The organism is Shewanella colwelliana, from assembly GCF_001735525.1.
Classification (GTDB): domain Bacteria; phylum Pseudomonadota; class Gammaproteobacteria; order Enterobacterales; family Shewanellaceae; genus Shewanella; species Shewanella colwelliana.
The window spans coordinates 306,238-325,457 of record NZ_MCBT01000001.1; the positions used below are offsets into that span (position 1 = coordinate 306,238).

The 19,220-nt window shown below is 44.0% G+C and carries 18 protein-coding genes; 6 read left to right on the forward strand and 12 right to left on the reverse strand.

Annotated elements, in window-relative coordinates; translation table 11 throughout:
- Positions 1-47: 47 nt before the first annotated feature.
- The 3 genes from BEL05_RS01315 to nagZ all read right to left on the reverse strand — a co-directional run bounded on the left by BEL05_RS01315 (position 48) and on the right by nagZ (position 2,473).
- Positions 48-317, reverse strand: a complete 270-nt coding sequence (locus tag BEL05_RS01315) for an acylphosphatase (protein ID WP_069670027.1) — start codon at positions 315-317, stop codon at positions 48-50.
- A 530-nt stretch (positions 318-847) separates the two neighbouring features.
- On the reverse strand, positions 848-1,387 hold the full coding sequence (ycfP, locus tag BEL05_RS01320; RefSeq protein ID WP_069670028.1) for an alpha/beta hydrolase YcfP: 540 nt from the start codon (positions 1,385-1,387) through the stop codon (positions 848-850).
- Between the two features lie 75 nt (positions 1,388-1,462).
- Complete coding sequence (nagZ, locus tag BEL05_RS01325; protein ID WP_069670029.1) at positions 1,463-2,473, reverse strand: beta-N-acetylhexosaminidase; 1,011 nt, start codon at positions 2,471-2,473, stop codon at positions 1,463-1,465.
- A 360-nt stretch (positions 2,474-2,833) separates the two neighbouring features.
- Here nagZ and BEL05_RS01330 point away from each other — a divergent pair, with 360 nt between their 5' ends.
- Positions 2,834-4,210, forward strand: a complete 1,377-nt coding sequence (locus BEL05_RS01330; RefSeq protein ID WP_028764859.1) for an L-serine ammonia-lyase — start codon at positions 2,834-2,836, stop codon at positions 4,208-4,210.
- Positions 4,211-4,261: 51 nt separating this feature from the next.
- Here BEL05_RS01330 and cysB read toward each other — a convergent pair whose 3' ends face one another.
- Positions 4,262-5,236, reverse strand: a complete 975-nt coding sequence (gene cysB, locus BEL05_RS01335) for an HTH-type transcriptional regulator CysB (protein WP_028764858.1) — start codon at positions 5,234-5,236, stop codon at positions 4,262-4,264.
- A 228-nt stretch (positions 5,237-5,464) separates the two neighbouring features.
- On the opposite strand from cysB, the gene BEL05_RS01340 reads away from it, so the two are divergent.
- Positions 5,465-6,241: a hypothetical protein gene (locus BEL05_RS01340; protein WP_028764857.1), complete on the forward strand. Its 777-nt coding sequence runs from the start codon at positions 5,465-5,467 to the stop codon at positions 6,239-6,241.
- Positions 6,242-6,310: 69 nt separating this feature from the next.
- Here the strand turns inward: BEL05_RS01340 and pdxH are convergent, their stop codons facing one another.
- From pdxH to speA, 4 genes are all read right to left on the reverse strand, one after another.
- Positions 6,311-6,952 carry a pyridoxamine 5'-phosphate oxidase gene (gene pdxH, locus BEL05_RS01345; RefSeq protein ID WP_028764856.1) on the reverse strand — a complete coding sequence of 214 codons (642 nt, stop codon included), beginning with the start codon at positions 6,950-6,952 and terminating at the stop codon, positions 6,311-6,313.
- A 202-nt stretch (positions 6,953-7,154) separates the two neighbouring features.
- A complete protein-coding gene (gene speB, locus BEL05_RS01350; protein ID WP_069670030.1) occupies positions 7,155-8,078 on the reverse strand; it encodes an agmatinase in 924 nt (307 codons plus the stop codon).
- A 27-nt stretch (positions 8,079-8,105) separates the two neighbouring features.
- Entirely contained in the window at positions 8,106-9,026 is a 921-nt protein-coding gene (locus BEL05_RS01355; protein WP_069670031.1) for an adenosylmethionine decarboxylase, read from the reverse strand.
- Positions 9,027-9,118: 92 nt separating this feature from the next.
- Complete coding sequence (speA, locus tag BEL05_RS01360) at positions 9,119-11,032, reverse strand: biosynthetic arginine decarboxylase (RefSeq protein WP_028764853.1); 1,914 nt, start codon at positions 11,030-11,032, stop codon at positions 9,119-9,121.
- Positions 11,033-11,467: 435 nt separating this feature from the next.
- Here speA and BEL05_RS01365 point away from each other — a divergent pair, with 435 nt between their 5' ends.
- From BEL05_RS01365 to BEL05_RS01380, 4 genes are all read left to right on the forward strand, one after another.
- Positions 11,468-12,301, forward strand: a complete 834-nt coding sequence (locus tag BEL05_RS01365; protein WP_028764852.1) for a CvfB family protein — start codon at positions 11,468-11,470, stop codon at positions 12,299-12,301.
- A gap of 98 nt (positions 12,302-12,399) precedes the next feature.
- Positions 12,400-13,056 (forward strand): YceH family protein, encoded by a 657-nt coding sequence (locus tag BEL05_RS01370; RefSeq protein WP_069670032.1) that lies wholly within the window; start codon positions 12,400-12,402, stop codon positions 13,054-13,056.
- Positions 13,057-13,137: 81 nt separating this feature from the next.
- A complete protein-coding gene (locus tag BEL05_RS01375) occupies positions 13,138-13,974 on the forward strand; it encodes an ABC transporter permease subunit (RefSeq protein ID WP_051413167.1) in 837 nt (278 codons plus the stop codon).
- Entirely contained in the window at positions 13,971-14,870 is a 900-nt protein-coding gene (locus BEL05_RS01380; RefSeq protein WP_028764849.1) for an ABC transporter ATP-binding protein, read from the forward strand. The genes BEL05_RS01375 and BEL05_RS01380 overlap by 4 nt, the downstream gene beginning before the upstream one ends.
- A gap of 670 nt (positions 14,871-15,540) precedes the next feature.
- Here BEL05_RS01380 and BEL05_RS01385 read toward each other — a convergent pair.
- The 4 genes from BEL05_RS01385 to BEL05_RS01400 all read right to left on the reverse strand — a co-directional run bounded on the left by BEL05_RS01385 (position 15,541) and on the right by BEL05_RS01400 (position 19,148).
- Positions 15,541-15,747, reverse strand: coding sequence for a cold-shock protein (locus BEL05_RS01385; RefSeq protein WP_028764848.1), 207 nt, complete (start codon positions 15,745-15,747; stop codon positions 15,541-15,543).
- 303 nt (positions 15,748-16,050) lie between these two features.
- Positions 16,051-16,863, reverse strand: a complete 813-nt coding sequence (rlmA, locus tag BEL05_RS01390) for a 23S rRNA (guanine(745)-N(1))-methyltransferase (RefSeq protein WP_069670033.1) — start codon at positions 16,861-16,863, stop codon at positions 16,051-16,053.
- A 40-nt stretch (positions 16,864-16,903) separates the two neighbouring features.
- Positions 16,904-17,737, reverse strand: a complete 834-nt coding sequence (locus BEL05_RS01395; RefSeq protein ID WP_069670034.1) for a hypothetical protein — start codon at positions 17,735-17,737, stop codon at positions 16,904-16,906.
- Positions 17,738-17,970: 233 nt separating this feature from the next.
- Positions 17,971-19,148 (reverse strand): IS3 family transposase gene (locus BEL05_RS01400; RefSeq protein ID WP_139151798.1). Its coding sequence is split into 2 segments (ribosomal slippage): positions 17,971-18,881 and positions 18,881-19,148, totalling 1,179 coding nucleotides; the frame shifts between segments, so codons are not numbered across the junction.
- Positions 19,149-19,220: the final 72 nt, after the last annotated feature.

Sequence of the window (19,220 nt, forward strand, 5' to 3'; positions counted from 1 at the left end):
CAAACGTGGGGTAGAGCTTCCAACAGCGTAAAGCACTTTTTAACTAGCTAAAGTATTGAAAAATCGAGGTAGATATCGTCTGCCTCATCCTCTTCAACCAACACATTATCGACTTGTGATTGTGGCGAGCCTTCGTTACTCCAAAGAATAAATCGATCAACCGCGGCACTCCCTCCTTGCAGTAAAACCGACACCGCGCCATTATCGAGATTCTTGGCAAAACCAGTCAATCCAAACTCCAATGCCTTACTTTGACAATAGCGTCTAAAGCAGACCCCTTGAACTTTCCCCGTTATGGTTAGCAATACCCGCGTCATTCAAACCTCATTATCAATTTATGCGCCCTTTGAAGATAACGCATAGTGAGCTAATGGGCAAAAAATAGACAAAAAAAACAGCTAACTAATATGTGGTTAGCTGCATCGGGCGACATACGCAAACTGGGAAAGGTCTGATAGACCATTTGAAACGATATGTATCATTTTGTATCACAAACAGTGAAGCTGTGCTACTTCCGCAACAGAAAAATCTCCCTAAACCGCCTTAAAGATATCTTTCCAGATTGAGGTGGTGAAAAATCAAACAATATCTATTGAAATAACTGAACAAACGAAACCGAAACGGTGATAAATGGGAGTTATTGAAAGAAGTCGACAAAAAGGGAAAAGAGAGTGACGAAGACTCAGTAGCGAATTAAAACAGAGATATACGGCCTAAGCTTGTGGCTGATAGCTCAGATTAGTCAACGTCAGTAATAGCAATAATAAAAGTTAGCGCCAAGGCTGCTCGTCGCTAACTCTTCTATCGACCATTAAAGTGCCTGCTTATTGCATTCTTAGCCTGTGTATTACTTTGCCTTAAATGCCTTAATCTGGCTAAGGTGTGCGGCTAATGATGCGAACTTATGGCGCTGCTCTTCATCCCAAACCACCTCATAATAGGGACTTAGCAGTTCGGCCGAGGCATGACTATCGAGCACTTCATCATGACGAGATAATATGCATAAGCCTTTACCGCGGTTTTTATCACGAAATTGGCTCACGCACTTACTACCAATATCCGCATACTCTTCTGGCCTATCAATCTTGCCCACCATATTGTCTTGCGGATGCAGATTGGGGTTAACAAGGACGGTTTTTATTTGGTTCAAAAAACCAATCCGTTCCGCCCAGTAAGCGCCTAAACCCACACCAATCGCAAGCGGGTTAGGGTCGTCACTTTGCTTTAGCTGGCGACTCACCTCATTTAATAGATACTGCATATCGTGCTTTGGATGCAAGGTACTGTAGCTAACCAAACGCACGTCATTGTCCACAAACTGCAACTGGCGCATTTTCTCGTGATTACCTGGGCTAGTCGCATCAAAACCATGAAAATAGAGGATCATCCTGGCACCTATCAATAATTTCTGTACATTAACTGTAGCTAACTCACAACATGGGTATTTTGCGCTACATCAAAGTTAGTCCATAACTAACTGCTGCGCTATCGATTTAGCGGTTAACCATCGTTGCTCATCTTGCAGTGCGCTGGCAACTTGTTGTGTAGCGCGCAATTGCTTTGCTGGCGTAGATGGCAGGCTTAGAGGCCACTGGAACTCACTCAACAGCTCATTGAGGCCATCTGCATCATTACACAGTAGAATCATATCGCAACCGGCTTCAATTGCTGCCTGAGCACGCGCTTGGTAGCCGCCGACGACCCCCGCCCCTTTCATGCCTAAGTCATCAGAAAAAATCACTCCGTCAAACCCTAGCTCTTGTCTTAAGACTGATTGTAGCCAAAAGGCAGAGAATCCGGCAGGGTTTGGGTCGACTTGATCAAAAATCACATGTGCAGGCATAACGCCTTGAAGGCGCTGGTGAGAGATCAGATGCTCAAATGGCACCATATCCAGTTCACGGATCTGTGCTTCGCTTCGAGAGTCAACTGGTTGGGCGATATGGGAATCCGCAGCGACGCTGCCATGGCCAGGAAAATGCTTACCCACGGCCGCCATGCCAGCTTCATTCATCCCTGTAATAAAACTGTTAGCCAGCTCAATTACCTCATTTGGCCTAGCACTGAATGCACGCGTACCAATCACTTGGCTAATACCATTAAGATCCAATACAGGTGCAAAACTCAAATCAATATCACAGCTAAGTAGCTCCACGGCCATCACAAACCCAAGCTCTTTTGCCCAATATTTGGCTAATGCCATATCACCTTTAGCACTGGGCAGTAGTTCGCCCATCGCAGGAATTTTAGTAAAGCCATCAACAAACCGTTGAACGCGACCACCTTCATGGTCAACGGCTATCAGTAAATCGGGGTTTACCGCTCTAACTGATTTAATTAAAGCAATAAGTTGATCACGGCTCTGGTAGTTACGCGAGAACAAAATCAGTCCACCGACCATGGGATGTTTTAACTGTTCCGCTTCATGCTCTGTTATCTCTGTGGATAACAAATCCATCATTAAATAGCTCACCCTACCCCCTAAAAAAACTATAAAATCTCGTTAATAATGAATAAAACCATGAAAGGACAGAAACCAATCAACGAGTATAAATAATTGAAATAAAATAATAAAAAAACAAATAAAACACGAATCCGACTCAGCATACTCCGTTATGCACTAGATTGGCTAATCCGAAAATAGATGTTGAAAAAAACTAATGCGAAAGCCAAGCATAAAGTATGGGATACTCGCGTTCAATCAATCTTAATTGGCCGCTAAGATTATCATATTACAGCGATGATAACTCTTGAACACGGCGTGATGTAACTATTTGACCTAAAATCACAGAGATTGCATAACGATAACAATGAAAACAAGCAGGGTTATAAAATGATTAGTGTATTTGACATGTTTAAAATCGGTATCGGGCCATCTAGCTCCCATACTGTAGGACCGATGAAAGCGGGCAATATCTTTGTCAAAGATTTGGAAAAGCATGGTCATCTGACTGCCACTGATGAATTAAGATCTGAGCTTTTCGGCTCACTCGGACAAACGGGTAAAGGCCACGGAACCGGTAAAGCGGTGATCCTTGGCTTGATGGGCGAAGAGCCTGAGACCGTTGATACCGATAAAATTGACGCGGTTCTCGCTGATGTTCACGCTACCCAGACCCTAAATATGGCTGATAACAAACAGGTTATTTTTTCACGGGATAATGGGGTCACCTACCACAGGCGCAAAAGCTTACCCGCTCATGCCAATGCCATGACCCTGTATGCTTTTGCTAAAGGCGAATGTATTTATCAGCGCACATACTACTCTGTCGGCGGTGGCTTCATTCTCGATGAAGACGAAATTTTAGCCAAAAACGCCTCCCCTGCTGCACCGATAAAGTCAGCACCTTATGACTTTAATAGTGCCGCCGAACTGCTTACCATGTGCACGGAAAACGGGTTAAGTATTTCTGCACTGATGATGGCCAATGAGCTTTCTATTGCCGATGAGCAAGAAGTAAAAGCACGCCTGTGGCATATATGGCAGACCATGAAAACCTGCGTTGAACGCGGTTATCAGAAGGAAGGCATATTGCCAGGCGGCCTAAAACTTCGCCGTAGAGCCCCAGGACTTTATCGTCGCCTTAAGGCTGAAGGTAAAAACTGTATTGACCCACTAACGGCCATGGATTGGGTCGATCTCTTTGCACTGGCCGTTAATGAACAGAATGCAGCGGGTGATCGGGTAGTCACCGCGCCAACCAATGGCGCTGCGGGTATTATCCCTGCAGTTTTATGCTACTACGATACCTTTGTTCAAGAGGTCGATATTGAACTATGTTGTCAGTACCTGCTCACAGCCGCTGCTATAGGTATTCTATACAAGAAAAATGCCTCTATCTCAGGTGCCGAAGTGGGTTGCCAAGGAGAAGTTGGCGTGGCTTGTTCAATGGCTGCAGCGGCATTAACCGAAATCATGGGCGGCACGGTCGAGCATGTTGAAAATGCTGCAGAGATAGGTATGGAACATAACCTTGGACTAACGTGTGACCCTGTTGGCGGTTTGGTACAAGTTCCTTGTATTGAGCGTAATGCGATGGGAGCAGTCAAAGCCATCAATGCATCTAGGCTTGCACTACGCGGCGACGGCAATCATAAGGTCTCACTCGATAAAGTGATTAAGACCATGATGGAAACCGGTAAAGATATGCGTAGCAAATATAAAGAAACCGCCAAAGGCGGCTTAGCGGTTAACATTGTCGAATGTTAAATTAAGTAATAAAAAACTCGCCATTTGGCGAGTTTTTTGTTTCAAGCTGCACTATCGAATCGGCAATTCCACATCAGTAAACAAGTTTTCTATCAATTGAGGGTCTCGCAGACCAACCGCTTTTTCCACGACTTCTTTAGTTAGATGCGGTGCGAAATGCTCGATAAATTCATACATATAGGTACGAAGGAAGTTCCCCTTACGGAAACCGATTTTGGTAGTACTGTGCGCAAACAGGTGACTGGCATCGATCGCCACTAAATCTTTGTCTATAACAGGATCTATCGCCATCGATGCGATAACGCCTACACCTAACCCTAAACGTACATAAGTTTTTAACACATCGGCACTGGTGGCGGTAAATACAACCCTTGGTTCTATGCCTGCACGATTAAACGATTTCTCAATTTCAGACTCTCTATCGAAGCCAAAGACATAAGTCACCAGTGGGAACCGACCCAAGTCCTCAATACTTATCTGGGTTCTCGATGCTAACGGGTGGTCTTTCGTGACGACAATTGAGCGATTCCAGTGGTAACATGGCAACATGATCAAATCTGAGTAGAGATGCATCCCCTCAGTGGCGATGGCAAAATCTGCATCCCCTCTTGCCGCTAACTCACTGATCTGCGAAGGCGTGCCCTGGTGCATGTGTAAATTAACTTTAGGATATCGGTCAATAAAGCCACGAATAATATGCGGTAATGCATAACGCGCTTGGGTATCGGTTGTGGCAATATTAAGTTCACCCTGATCTGGCTTAGTGTACTCTTCTGCAACCTTCTTAATACTCTCAACTTTGCCCAGTATATCGTTGGCAATACTGATAACTTGAAGACCCGCTGGCGTCACATGAGTAAGATGTTTGCCGCTACGTCCGAATATTTGAATCCCCAGCTCATCTTCAAGCATTCGTACTTGCTTACTGATCCCAGGCTGAGAAGTGTATAAATTTTCAGCCGTCGCTGAAACATTCAGGTTATGATTAACCACTTCTGCGATATATCTAAGTTGCTGCAGCTTCATCGTCTATCCTTCGAAGGGGCCTGTAATCCATGCTACTGTTTACAGTCCTAGTTTGGAGATTAAGTATAATTATTGGTTATAGTACACACAGAAAATTAAATCAAACAGGAATATAGCACAGAGTTGCGAAGTATCACACGACATAACCCAAAAGCTAGTCTAAGATAACTATGCTAGCGTATTGATTTATAGTAGCATTAACGGAATTGCATAAAGAATGGTAGACCTATGATATTTACTTTGGTTCTTATCTTAATCGGCGCACTGCTGTTACTCGTCATCGGTATCAATGTTATTCAACAGCAGAAAGAGCGCGCTGAGGCAGAAAGACGGACAGAAATGGCGAGACAACGCGCTATTATTGATGAAACTGAAACCGTTTTATCAAGCACTGGCATGTTTCCTTGCTCGACCAATATCGTTCTCATTTTGTATAAGCGAGTGCAAGAAGCCTTAACACTATCTGTCAACTTGGGCGGTAATCAAACGGCTGATTATCAACGCCGTTTAGCTGATTTAAATGCCCAGATAGAGACTTTACAACAAGCTCCAAAACAAGCTCCCACCGTCGAAGGGTTTCGCCTTCCTGATACAGACAAACAGATTTTGACCTTAGTGCAAGTGCTGAAAAAATTAAAAGCAATCTTAAGAGCCGAACATAACAAGGGGAAAATCGATCCCACAATTTTTGCCCAAGAGGAAGCTCGCGTTGATAGCTTACAACTGCGTATCAATGTCGACTCTATGCTGTCAAGAGCACGAACGGCCAGCTTTATGAAGCAATATGGTTCATCCAAACAGATGGTCACTAAAGCGCTCTCCACCCTGCATACCATAAAGGCCCTTACCCCGAATGATCCGTTTATCAGCAGAAAAGTCGAAGAAGCAAAAGCGTTATTAGATGAAATCATGGGGGCTCAGAAACTGTCGGCCCCTAATGCGCCGCAGCAAAAAAATGATGAAGATGATATTGACGTGTTGTTCCAGCCTAAAAAGAAATGGTAATAGTCGTATGACATAAAAAAACCACCCTTAACAGGGTGGTTTTTTAGTTTTAAGCAGAGTGATAAGGCATTATGGCGCTAAACGAGAAATGTCCCAACCACCAGCCTCTTCACTATATAGAAACCGGTCATGTAAGCGGTGTTCACCACCTTGCCAAAATTCAATGCTTGATGGACGGACTAAGTAGCCGCCCCAAAACTTAGGTAAAGGCACTTCACCCTGACTAAATTTAGCTTTCATCTCGGCAAATTTACTCTCAAGGGCTTGGCGGGCTGAAATTTTACTCGACTGTTTTGATACCCAAGCCGCTATCTGGCTCTCTTTAGGACGCGTAATAAAATACTTAAGCACCTCAGCCGTCGATAACGGCTCTGCAACACCAGTGATGGCCACTTGGCGCTCTAACGCATGCCAAGGAAACAGTAGGCTCACTTTACTGTTGTGGGCTATTTGCTCCGCCTTACGACTTTCTAAGTTGGTAAAGAAGACAAAGCCATTATTGTCAAAACGTTTTAGTAACACGATACGCTGAAAAGGCTGCCCGGTTTCATCAACCGTTGCCACCGACATCGCAGTAGGATCTGGCAACACATCGGCATCACGCACCTCTTCCAACCATTTAGCAAACAGTGCCATCGGCTCCTCAGGCAGATCCTCCCGATGCAATCCCCCTAAGGTATATTCACGCCTAATATCACTTAAATTGGACATCTTATTTCCCTAACTAATGACTGCGGCTTATCTTTCAAGTTTAGCTCGCAGTCAATGATGTGAGTGACCTAAACATAAACGCTATGCTTGTTAGCAGTTTTACCGTCTTAAAAGCCTAGTGAAAGCTGACGTTTGATCATCGCCTCCACTGCAGTCAAACCGCTAATACACAGCACGATAACGGCTTTTAATTTGTGGTCGACTACTTCTTGTTAGCTGACGCCCAAACATGAAGCATTTCAAGGCCTAAGGTAGCACCAGCCAACGCCGTAATTTCTGCCGAATCATAAGCAGGCGCCACTTCAACCACATCCATACCGACGACGTTCATCCCCCTCAAGCCACGGATAATCTTCATCGCCTTATCGCTTGTTAAACCACCACAAACAGGCGTCCCCGTACCTGGGGCAAACGCTGGGTCTAAACAATCGATATCGAACGTGACGTAAAGTGGCATATCACCGACTCTTTGCTTAATTTGCGCCACGATCTCGTCTGCCGTGAGATCATTCGCCGTCGCTGCATCAATCACCTTAAAGAGATGACTGCTCTTATCATATTCAGTACGGATGCCAATTTGAATTGAATGTGCAGCATCGATAATCCCCTCGTTCGGGGCATGGAAGAACATGGTGCCATGGTCATACTTACTGCCCTGGCTATAGGTATCGGTATGAGCATCAAAGTGCAGCAATGCCATCTTACCGTGCTTTTTATAATGGGCGCGCAGCAGTGGTAAAGTCACAAAATGATCACCACCAAAGCTTAACATCGCTTTGCCTGACCCAACGATTGCAGTGGCAAAGTCTTCAACTCGTTGAGTAAAATCTGCTGAGTCACCACAGTCGTACACTAAGTCACCCGCATCAACCATCTTTAGATGGTCACTGAGTTTGAAATCCCATGGCCAACGTGTTTCTTCCCAGGCCAGATTCACCGATGCTTGACGTATCGCACCAGGTCCCATACGGCCGCCTGAGCGCCCAGTGGTAGCCATATCAAATGGCAAGCCTAGCACCACTACGTCGGCATCACTTTCTAGTGGTTTAAAATCCAGCGGCTGTCTTAAATAACCAAATGCATTGGAATAAAGCGAATAATCAGGCTTGTCTGCAAAAGTGGTCATAGGTGCTCCATATAATCTAAATTATTATCACAAAGCTTCGGCCACTAAGCGCTCGCGCTTGGCCTGTTTGTAATGGTTGATATAAAGTGTATCGGCCTGGTTGAGTGACACATTGCAATCAGCCAAATCAATATGTGGCGGGAATGCATCAACAACCAGCTGCCCATTAAATCCAATCACATCCCACACTCTTGGGTTCAGAATATTTAACAGCTCGCAAAATATACTGGACGCTTCGAGTGCAGAATTCAAGTTAGTTTCAATACTCACATAAGAGCTTCTCTCTTGCGGTGTTATGTGAATCGTAAAATAGTCATTATGTCTGATCCCGTTTATCGAATATCCAAAAGGATTAAACAGATGGTCGTCAAACTCAAAATCACAAAACAGGGGGGCTAACTTTAGGCGCTGTCTAATCGACAAGGCATCCAGTGTATCACCGCGTAAATAGTCAGCCACTTGGCCATCAATATGATACATCTGCATACTCCGGCTCACACTTGCCGATTCACCTTTTTGGCTGCAATAAAAATAGTGATGATGTCCATCGAGATGACCGATGCGATACGCCCGTCCAATCATCACCTCATTGAGTCGCTGTATATCGTCTTCAAAATGGCTCGATTGCAGATGCGACAGAAATTCACTCTTACGCTGATAACTTAACCACGCTATATTCACGCTATTGAGTTGATCAATCATAAACAACGCCGCATCGACTAAGTTGGTATTGCCACACGTGAGCATGACTAGCCGTTTGTCCCAAACAAACAAACTCGACTCACTTAAGAGGTACGCATCACAGCCTGAGTTACTAATTTTAGAGAGCACATCTGCGCCAGCTTTAGCAACGGCTTGCTGCCAAAATGAATCGCCAAAGGATCGCAGCGATTGGCTGTCGCCATTCACAACGATTTCGATTCTCTTTTCTGAGCCCTCAAAAAACATATAAATTGATGTCCAGTCACTTAAAACTGTAGAAGCCAGCTTTAAGTAAACTTAAAACTGGCTTTGTGGTCACTCACACTATCACTTTTCGGTTACGAGAAGTCTTCTAAATAAGTGTAACCTTTCAGGCCGACTTGCAGCTCTTCAAGGATGTTTGCGCGTTCATCTTCTTGAATATGCAGATTAACTAGTTCTTCATAGGTACGCATAAACGACACGGCATCAAGGTTCACGTAACGCAACACATCCGCGACAGTGTCACCAGCCAGTACCGACTCAATATTCACAAGCCCGTCGTCATCCAAACGCACTACGGCTGAATTGGTGTCACCAAACAGGTTATGCATATCACCTAAAATCTCTTGGTAGGCTCCCACTAGGAAGAAACCAATCAGATAAGGGCTTTCTGCACTCCATGCAGGCACTGGTAAGGTCGTTTCAATCCCTTGACCATCGACATATTGATCCACAATACCATCTGAGTCACAGGTTATATCTAGCATCACTGCGCGGCGCTCAGGCTCCTTATCAAGCCCGCTTAATGGCATAACAGGGAACACTTGATCGATACCCCATGCATCTGGCAGCGATTGGAACAGTGAGAAGTTCACAAAGAACTTATCGGCTAACTTCTCATTGAGCTCATCAATTACCGGACGGTGAAAACGATACTTACCGCTCATCACACCTTTAAGCTCATAACACACACGCAGGTTCATCTGTTCAGCCCAAGCTCTGTCATTTAGGCTCATTTGTCCTAAAGCGAACAGTGAATGGACTTCAGTTAAATCACTTTGCACATCATGGTAGATTTCAATCAAGGCACGTTGATCGGCGCGCGCACTGACCTCTGTCCACGATTGCCACATGTTTTTCAGCTGCTGAGGTGCTTCGTCATCGGGGGCCACGACCTCTTCTGGTTTATAGGCTTCGGTGCCGATAACGTCAGTGATCAATACCGCGTGATGGGCAGTTAAATAACGACCCGATTCAGAAATCAACCGCGGCATGGGCTGCTCGTACTCATTACACATATCTGTTAGCACACTAACGATGTTATTAGCATACTCAGTTAAACCGTAGTTCATTGAGTTACTGCTTTGGCTTCGAGTTCCGTCATAATCGACCGCTAACCCCCCACCAACATCGAAGCACTTAACATTTGCACCCAGTTTTTGAAGTTCGCAATAGAAGCGACCCGCTTCACTCACACCACTTCTGATATCGCGAATATTGGCAATCTGCGAGCCGAGGTGGAAGTGCAATAACTGCAAGCAATCAAGCATATCGTTTTGCTTTAGTGAATCGATAACGGTCAACACTTGCGCCGCAGAAAGACCAAATTTTGATTTTTCACCGCCACTGGCCTGCCACTTACCTTTACCTTGAAACGCTAAGCGCACACGAAGACCCAGTCTTGGTGTAACGCCCAATTTCTTCGCTTCCGCTAAGATGATTTTTAGTTCGGATAACTTCTCTAATACGATGTAAACACTATGGCCTAATTTTTCACCAATTAGTGCAAGACGGATATACTCGACGTCTTTATAACCGTTACAGATAATCACTGAACTGGCCTTTTGAGCCATGGCTAATACAGCCATTAACTCGGGCTTACTACCCGCTTCTAACCCTAACTGTGGTACCTCTTTTGATACTTGGCTAGCCAAGATCTCTTCAACCACAGTTTGTTGTTGGTTTACTTTAATGGGGTAAACCAGCAGGTAATCTGACTGATAGTCATACTTTTGAATCGCTTGGTTAAATGCATGACACAAGCTATTCACTCTATGATGGAGGATCTGCGGAAAGCGCACCAATACGGGCAATGCAACACCTGACTTAACCATATCGTTAGCCAGTGCATTTAAGCCGATTGCATGCTCAGGATGATTCGGATCGGGCGATACCGTCACCTCACCGGTCTCGCTTATGCCATAGAGCCCTGAGCTCCAGTAGTTTACGTTATAACCTGCATAAGCATCTTTAATAGACCAATTACTCATATTTTCTCAACCTGTGTGTGTACATTGATATTCAGTAGGTGCGCACCTACCAACACATTAATGTCTCTCGATACCGCACTCTCACTTTGAAGCAAGCTGCAATATCAACATCGATTCGATGGGCAAAAACTCACCCGCTTAACGCTGCGAAGGTCTGCCGTTTCACGCTTTGATTTCACTTTTTTCTAAAGTAAAAAAAGGCGCGCAATTAAACCCCTGAAATTAACTAATTGCAAGTATCATTATCACATTAATTTATTGCAAGATTTATCCCGCATTTATCGTTCGAATTCATCAACAAAATGCGCAATTACACCACCTAAGCCGATAATAGTGTGAAATTAACTACCTTAATCAAATAGAGTTACAGCATAATACACAATTTTCCACTATAATCCGCAGTCGAATTTGTACGCTATTGTGATAGAGAGTCCCATGGTTGAGATAGGAAAATCCTGTACCCTAGAAGTTGTCAAAAATGTTGATTTTGGTGTGTATTTAAATGCACATGAATTAGGCCAAGTATTACTGCCTAAAAAAGTCATGCCAAAGCAGTGCGCAGTGGGTGACAGTGTCGATGTATTTCTTTACCTAGACTCAGAAGATAAGGTCATAGCCACAACTAAAAAACCCTTAGTTCAGGTAGGGCAATTTGCCTATCTAAAAGCTATCGCTACCGGTCCTTATGGTGCATTTTTAGATTGGGGGCTCGACAAGGATCTGTTTTTACCCTTTGGCGAACAACATAAAGAGATTGAAGTTGGCCGCTCATACCTCGTCTATGTCTTTATCAATAAAGCTGATGATCGTATCGTTGCTTCATCAAAAGTCGAAAAGTTTCTCGATTTAACCCCACCGCCTTACCGTAATGACCAAGAAGTTAACTTGATCATTGGTGGCACCACTGATCTTGGCTATAAAGCCATTATCGATCACGCCCATTGGGGTGTTATCTATAAAAATGAAGTCTTTCGTGAATTACGCTTCGGTCAGCGGCTGAAAGGCTTCATCAAACGAGTTCGCACCGATGATAAAATCGATTTGGTTTTACAACGTGGTGTGAAAGAGGAACTCGACAAGCACGCCAATACGATTATCTTTAAGCTCAAGCAAGCAGGAGGTTTTCTGCCACTCACAGATAAAACCGATGCAGAGAAAATTTACGCCGAGCTGGCAATGAGTAAAAAAGCCTTCAAGAAAAGCATCGGCGGATTATACAAGATGCAAAAGATTAGTATCGATAGCGATGGCATTCGTCTTGTTGACTAGAAGTTAAGCAATAACAAAGTTGCTCCTAGGATAACCTTTGAATAAAAGCATAGCTCTGTTATAACAAGCTATGCTTTTTTTATGTGGATTCAGTAAGTATGAACTTTAACTCTCACGAAGCGCGCATTATCGGTTGTCTATTAGAAAAAGAAAAAACCACCCCAGAGCAATATCCCCTATCCCTCAACGGCCTGACGCTAGCCTGTAATCAAAAATCTAGCCGAGAGCCTGTCATGAACCTGAGTGAAACAGAAGTACAAATTGCTATTGATTCATTGACCAAAAAACGCCTTATCTCTGAGCAGACGGGGTTTGGCTCTAGAGTGATCAAATATAAGCACCGTTTTTGTAATACCGAATTTAGTCAGTTACAACTTAATGGCGGTCAAGTTGCTGTGATCTGCTTATTACTCCTTCGGGGTCCACAAACTGCAGGAGAGCTTCGTACCCGCAGTAATAGATTGCATCATTTTAATGATGTGGCCGAAGTAGAGCAGACACTTCATGCGCTGGCAACGCTCGACAGCCCCATGGTTACGCAACTGGCACGAGAACCAGGTAAACGTGAGTGTCGTTTTGCAGAACTGCTCAGCGACACTGAACACCACATTGCTCAGGTTAGTGTTAATGTAGATGCCTCAACGCCTTCAGAACACCATCACAGTGACACACTCCCAAGGAGAGTTGAACAGCTCGAGCAAGAGGTTGCAGAACTCAAACACTTAGTTGCGCAACTCATTGATAATCAGTTGTAACATTTGAGTACACACTGACACTGTCTAGAACACAATTTAGTGATAGTGTAACAAAATTAATAATAGGAAAAGGAAATACCTTTGGACACTGTTAAGCCAATTAGCTCATTGGGTGCGACACTGCTCGTCGCTAAATTTGAGCTGAAGAAAATTTTGTTTAATACCCGTGGGCTTATTGCCTTGGCGGCCTTTGCATTAGTGTGGTTTCTGATCTTATGGTACCCGGTCAAACAAGCATCCATTTATCTTTTTTCACCTGATTTTAAACAATTTCTGGCCGCGCTCTTTGGTGAGTCCTCAGTGAGCGAACTGTTTTCTTGGCCCGTTGCCGAAATGGCAATCGTCTGGATAGCCGCCTTATATCTGTTCCCCTTGTTCAGTATCTCAGTGAGTGCCGATCAATTTGCATCAGATAGAGCCAGAGGAACTTTTCGTTTTCTAACGCTACGTGCTAGTCGAGATACGCTATTTTTCGGACGTTTTGTCGGTTACATGCTTATTCAGGCAATACTGTTACTCTTTACTTTAGGCGCAACATTGATACTGGTGGCGTTCCGTGATGCCTCATTACTACTGCCGGCAATCTCATCTAGTTTATTTATTTTCATCAATATTATGATAGTGCTGCTCCCCTTTACCGCCACCATGGCAATTTTGTCCTTGTATGCCAACTCGGCAATGAGAGCCACAATCTATGCCGTATTACTCTGGGCTGGATTCTCTATCGTTAGTGCCATTTTAAACTACTACCTACCAGGCCTTGATAGTGTAATGCAGTGGGTACTTCCTGGTGCACAGCTATCTATGATGATTAATACGAGCGGCCTGGGCAGCTTGGCCTTTGCCCCCATCCCTTTGATCCAAGCTGCTGTACTACTGCTAGTTGGAAGAACCTACATGGCGAGGATCGCATTATGAGCCTAATTACCTGTGAAAGTGTAGGTAAATCCTACGGCAGTAAACGTGCACTAAATAACGTCAGCTTTACCATTGAAGCTGGTGCGCCCATTGCGCTGGTTGGTCCAAATGGTGCCGGTAAAACCACACTATTCTCGCTGCTTTGTGGCTATATCAGTCCAACTGATGGCCAAGTGAAAATATTTGGGGAGCGACCGAACAGTACGGCATTGCTCGGACAAATTGCCGCCTTGCCACAAGATGCACGCCTTGATCCCAATCTGACTGTACTAGCACAACTTGTGTTGTTCGCGCAGCTGCAAGGCTTTAACAACAAACAGGCCAAAGCAGAATCACTGAGAGTACTCGCTTTGGTGGGCTTAGCCGATGTGGCCGCACAAAAGCCGCTCTCGTTGAGCCACGGCATGAGTAAACGAGTCTCGATTGCCCAAGCTTTAATCGGGCAGCCTAAGCTGGTTCTACTTGATGAGCCCACTGCAGGGTTAGATCCTGCCAATGCCAAAGCGATTAGAGAACTGGTGACCGCTCAGTCGGTCCACACCACCTTTGTGATTAGCTCTCATAATCTAGATGAGCTTGAAAAACTGTGTGACAAGGTGCTTTATCTTGACCAAGGCGAATTAAATCAATCTGTATCAATAAAAGATGCACAAGCCGATGACTATCTCACGGTATCTATGCATGATTGCGACAATGAACAATTCAACAGCCTAATTAATGCTCTCCCCGAAGTACTATCGGTCAAGAATAGCCAACACAATGAGTTTGTGATCCAATATACGAAGCACGCTGGTTATCAATTTGAATTAAAGTTATTCGAACTGTTCGCCACACACCAGTGGCAATACCACACGCTGCAACGTGGCCGTACCCTAGAAGACAAATTATTCTCCTAACGCTTATTAGTATAAGGCTCAAAGATCGCCTCTACTCAAGCCAGTAGCAACCACTACTGGCTTTTTTCTGCGCCAAAGACGCTGTAACAGCTATGAGCGAGCGACAGTGATACCCACCGCCTTGTTCGATAGTAAATAACCAATAACCCATTAGGGCGTGAGAATATGAGTCGTGAGACTCTTGAGCCAATGAGTGGGCAATGATTATTACCTGCCAACGCACATGAGAATAATACCAACCAATATAAGAATGGGATCGACTCAACATGTTTTTTGGCAGCTCGCACAAGGCGAATAGATAATAGAACCGATACTTCCTTGTAAGGTTATTCAACTGACAGCCAAAAATACACCTCAAAGGCGAGTTTAAGCGTACTCGATGCAGTGAGCTTAAACCTTGAGAGGCTATGCACCTCACTCCTTGCCTCACCTCCGACGCGCTAAACTCTCACTGAGCGATCAGAGCTTTATATTGATAGGTATAAAGTGCAGCGCAGTCAGGCAGTCAGGCAGTCAGTCAGTCAGTCAGTCAGTCAGTCAGTCAGTCAGTCAGTCAGTCAGTCAGTCAGTGTGAAGGTACTGAATAAAAAATTAATACAAAAAAAAGAGCCGCGATAAATCGCAGCTCTTAGAATTCTTTTTTAGTAGCTAAATGCTACTAAAGGTCAGCTTAAAGAACAGTAACGTTCTCAGCTTGTGGACCTTTTTGACCTTGAGTCACAGTGAACTGCACTTTCTGACCTTCGTCAAGAGTTTTGAAACCGTCAGAGTTGATCGCACGGAAGTGTACGAAAACGTCTGGGCCAGACTCTTGCTCGATAAATCCAAAACCTTTGTCAGAGTTGAACCACTTAACAACGCCAGTAACTTGAGACATGATATAAATCCTGTAACTAAATAAAATAAAGCCTTAAACGGCAGTAGAGCTGGAAAATGCCGGTATTACTTATGTTAACAGGACGAACTGGTCGTATTGAACACATAAAGTTAAGCCCAACCTTCAAGCTGCGATTACTATAAATCATTCTGACAGTATGTCAACAGCCATTACTCCGAGTAAAACCTATTTTTTACTTAATTTTCTGTCAGTTGATTAAAAAAACTGGCATATTTTTTTGTGTAAAAACACTAAATGGTTTTCATTTGCAAAAAATAGATAGTTTAAACAAGGGGTAATAAATTAAATGGCGTAAAAGACTTCAATTTTAAAATCCAATTCACAGCGCAATTCATTTTCCATAAGGTGCTGCTTTTGATCCACCGTAAACTTCCAATTGTAAGGCGTCATGGCTAAGAAATGTTGGATGTCCGCCGCATCATTTAGCGTTAAGGTCTGCTGCACCCGTTCGCTATGACATAACTCGAACCCCGCGATTTGGCTTTCAATATCAGGATGTGGCCTAGGCTGATCATAAATCAGCTCTTTCAATGCAAAATGATGTTGCGGCCCTGCCGACACGGTTATCAGTGTCGCACCTGGTTTAGCGACTCGGCGCAGTTCATCATCTAACGAAGGCGCGTATATGCGCAGCATAAAATCAAAACTTTCTGCTTCGAAAGGCATTTCAAAGCTACTGGCAACACAAAAACGGATCTCTGGATAGCGTTTAGCGGCATACTTCAATGCCGACTTACTGATATCAACACCATTTAAGTTAAAAGGCCCCTGTTGATTCATCACCTCATGCAGACGATGAGAGTAATAACCTTCCCCACATCCAACATCCAATCCCTGCGACGCACTTGGTGCGTATTCTTGTGCTAGTGCATTAACACGATCGCTCATGCACTGGTAATACCCCTTATTGAGAAACTCCCTGCGGGCAAACATCATCTCTTTATTATCGCCAGGGTCTTTAGAGCGTTTTTTTTGTACAGGCAACAAATTGACATAGCCCTCTTTAGCACAGTCAAACCTATGGTTATTGTCACAGCACCAAACTCTATCGTTCAACAACAAGGGATGCTGACACAGGGGGCAACGGTAATTCATCAATCTTTCCAAGTAATATATTTATAATGGGCGCGCTAAATCAAACAATCTGAGTTTCATCTAAAAACATCTGCTCAACCATAGTGTTAAGCTCCTGCGGTGCGAGCAATTGATAGTAGGCAAGCTTTCGTAGCAGATCATCGTTATTTTCAACATGATTAGCGGCTCGTTGCCAATTCGGACGTTCTATAGCTTGATGATAGTAACGTGAAATTAGCTGCTTTTTTTGCAATAGTTGGTTATCGAGCTCAGAGACTTCATTCACCAATGCACGGTGTCGAGCATGACTACTATCACTCACAAAGTGCCTTAAATCATTGCGGACAGTTTCAATCTCGCTTAACTCTAATAGCAGGCTTTCACTGTTGACGTCTAAATCTAACTGGCGTGCCAAGATACTTTTTGCACGCCTAATTTCTATCGGGCCGCCAAATAAACGCAGATCATTTTCGAGTGCAACAAGTTGCCATTTACTTTCAAATAATGGACAAAAAGCGATATCTCCGTTTTCTATATAAGAGACCTCAAACGACAATCCCTGCCTTAGCAGGTTTGCGCACATGGCCGGAGAAGCGCCTAATGCACTGAACAAGCGAAACCCCTGTCCAACACATCGTTCAATTGACGAAGATCGTCCAAGAGTGCTGTCGCTGTGCGTGACTGCCGGCAAGATATCGAGAGTGAGAAAGGGATGAATACGCACTAAGACGCCCATGTGATTAGGCTCACTAGCAATCACAATGCACTCTGCAACATGCCCTCCCATCGCCTGCAATAGACTAAAGTCACTGACTGAGTCGCATAACTTAACAACAAATTGTGTCTTTTCGGTCACTTCAATAACTTTGGGTTGAGTGAGTAACGGCTCAAACATGGATGCTCCCTATATAGAGCGGCTATTGTACCGCTGAAGCCAATAACCTCCAACTTCAAAATGACGCTAATTCAACCAAATAGCTAATTTATACGCTTGAGTTGGTACAGACTAGAGCCTGAGTGCTATGATACCGATAACTTTAACTCTTTAGTTTCTCTCTATGTCAGCATCCAATTCAGCCTCTATCTTCTGGCACGATTATGAGACCGTGCTGATATAGCTTGTAGTGGTCAACTAATATTGGCCACGATCTTAGAGTTTAACCAGAACAATCGTTCCGATTCATTGGGCGTCAGTCCGCCGTTATATTGATGTGGACGAAGCTGGCAGTAATATCCAATTATGTATCGTGTAATTTCGTTCTGAGCTTCTGTAAAATTACGATACCCTGTTGTTGGTATCCATTCTGTCTTAAGGCTCCTAAAAAAGCGTTCCATTGGACTATTATCCCAACAATTCCCACGTCGAGATAAACTTTGTTTGAGCTGGTATCGCCATAAAAGTTGTCGATATTTTCTGCTTGTATAGTGAGTCCCTTGATCGCTATGGAACATAACATCTTTAGGTTTACCACGACCTTCATAGGCCATCGTAAGCGCTTTGCCAGTTAAACGGCTATCAGGTGATAATGACATAGCCCAGCCAATCACTTTACGGGCGAATAGATCAATCACAACAGCTAAGTACATCCAGCGGTTACCAGCCCACACGTAGGTGACATCACCAACCCAGACTTCATTCGGAGCTGTAACTGCGAATTGTCGACCTAGGTGATTAGGGGTTTCAATATGTTCTAGCGTGCCTTTTCGGTATTTGTGCTTAGGAACCTGACAGCTAACTATACCAAGCTCTTTCATCAACTTAGTGGCACGATAGCGGCTTAGCAAGACACCTTGCTGGCTAACCATATCTGCAATGGTTCTAGCACCAGCCGACCCATTACTTGCAGTGTGTACTTCGCTAACTAGGCTCCGAAGTTTAACTTTATCGGCATTAATGGTTGTTGGCCGCTTTTTCCAATATTTGTAACTACTACGATGAATACTGAACACTTCGCATAATGTTTTTATGCTGTAGCTCTGCCTGAGTTTCTCAATTATTAAGAATTGTTCAGTGAGTCCGACATCAACAGAGCTGTGGCCTTTTTTAATATTTCGTTGTGCTCTTGGAGGCGAGCGAGTTGCTTTTTTAACTCTCGAATTTCAATTTGTTCTGGTGATATAGGTGATGCTTTAGGTTGCTTACCTTGTCGCTCTTCTCTTAATTGTCGAACCCATTTATCCATGGTTGATTTGCCTACACTCATGGCTTGAGCAGCTTCAACAATTGAGTAATTTTGATCTAGCACTAATTGAGCTGATTCAAGTTTGAACTCTGCGCTAAAAAGTCTTCTTGTACGTTTTTTCATAGTGTCACCTGTTAACTTATGAGGTGATGATATCACCTCTAACTAGGTGGCCAAATTCACCGTACCACTACA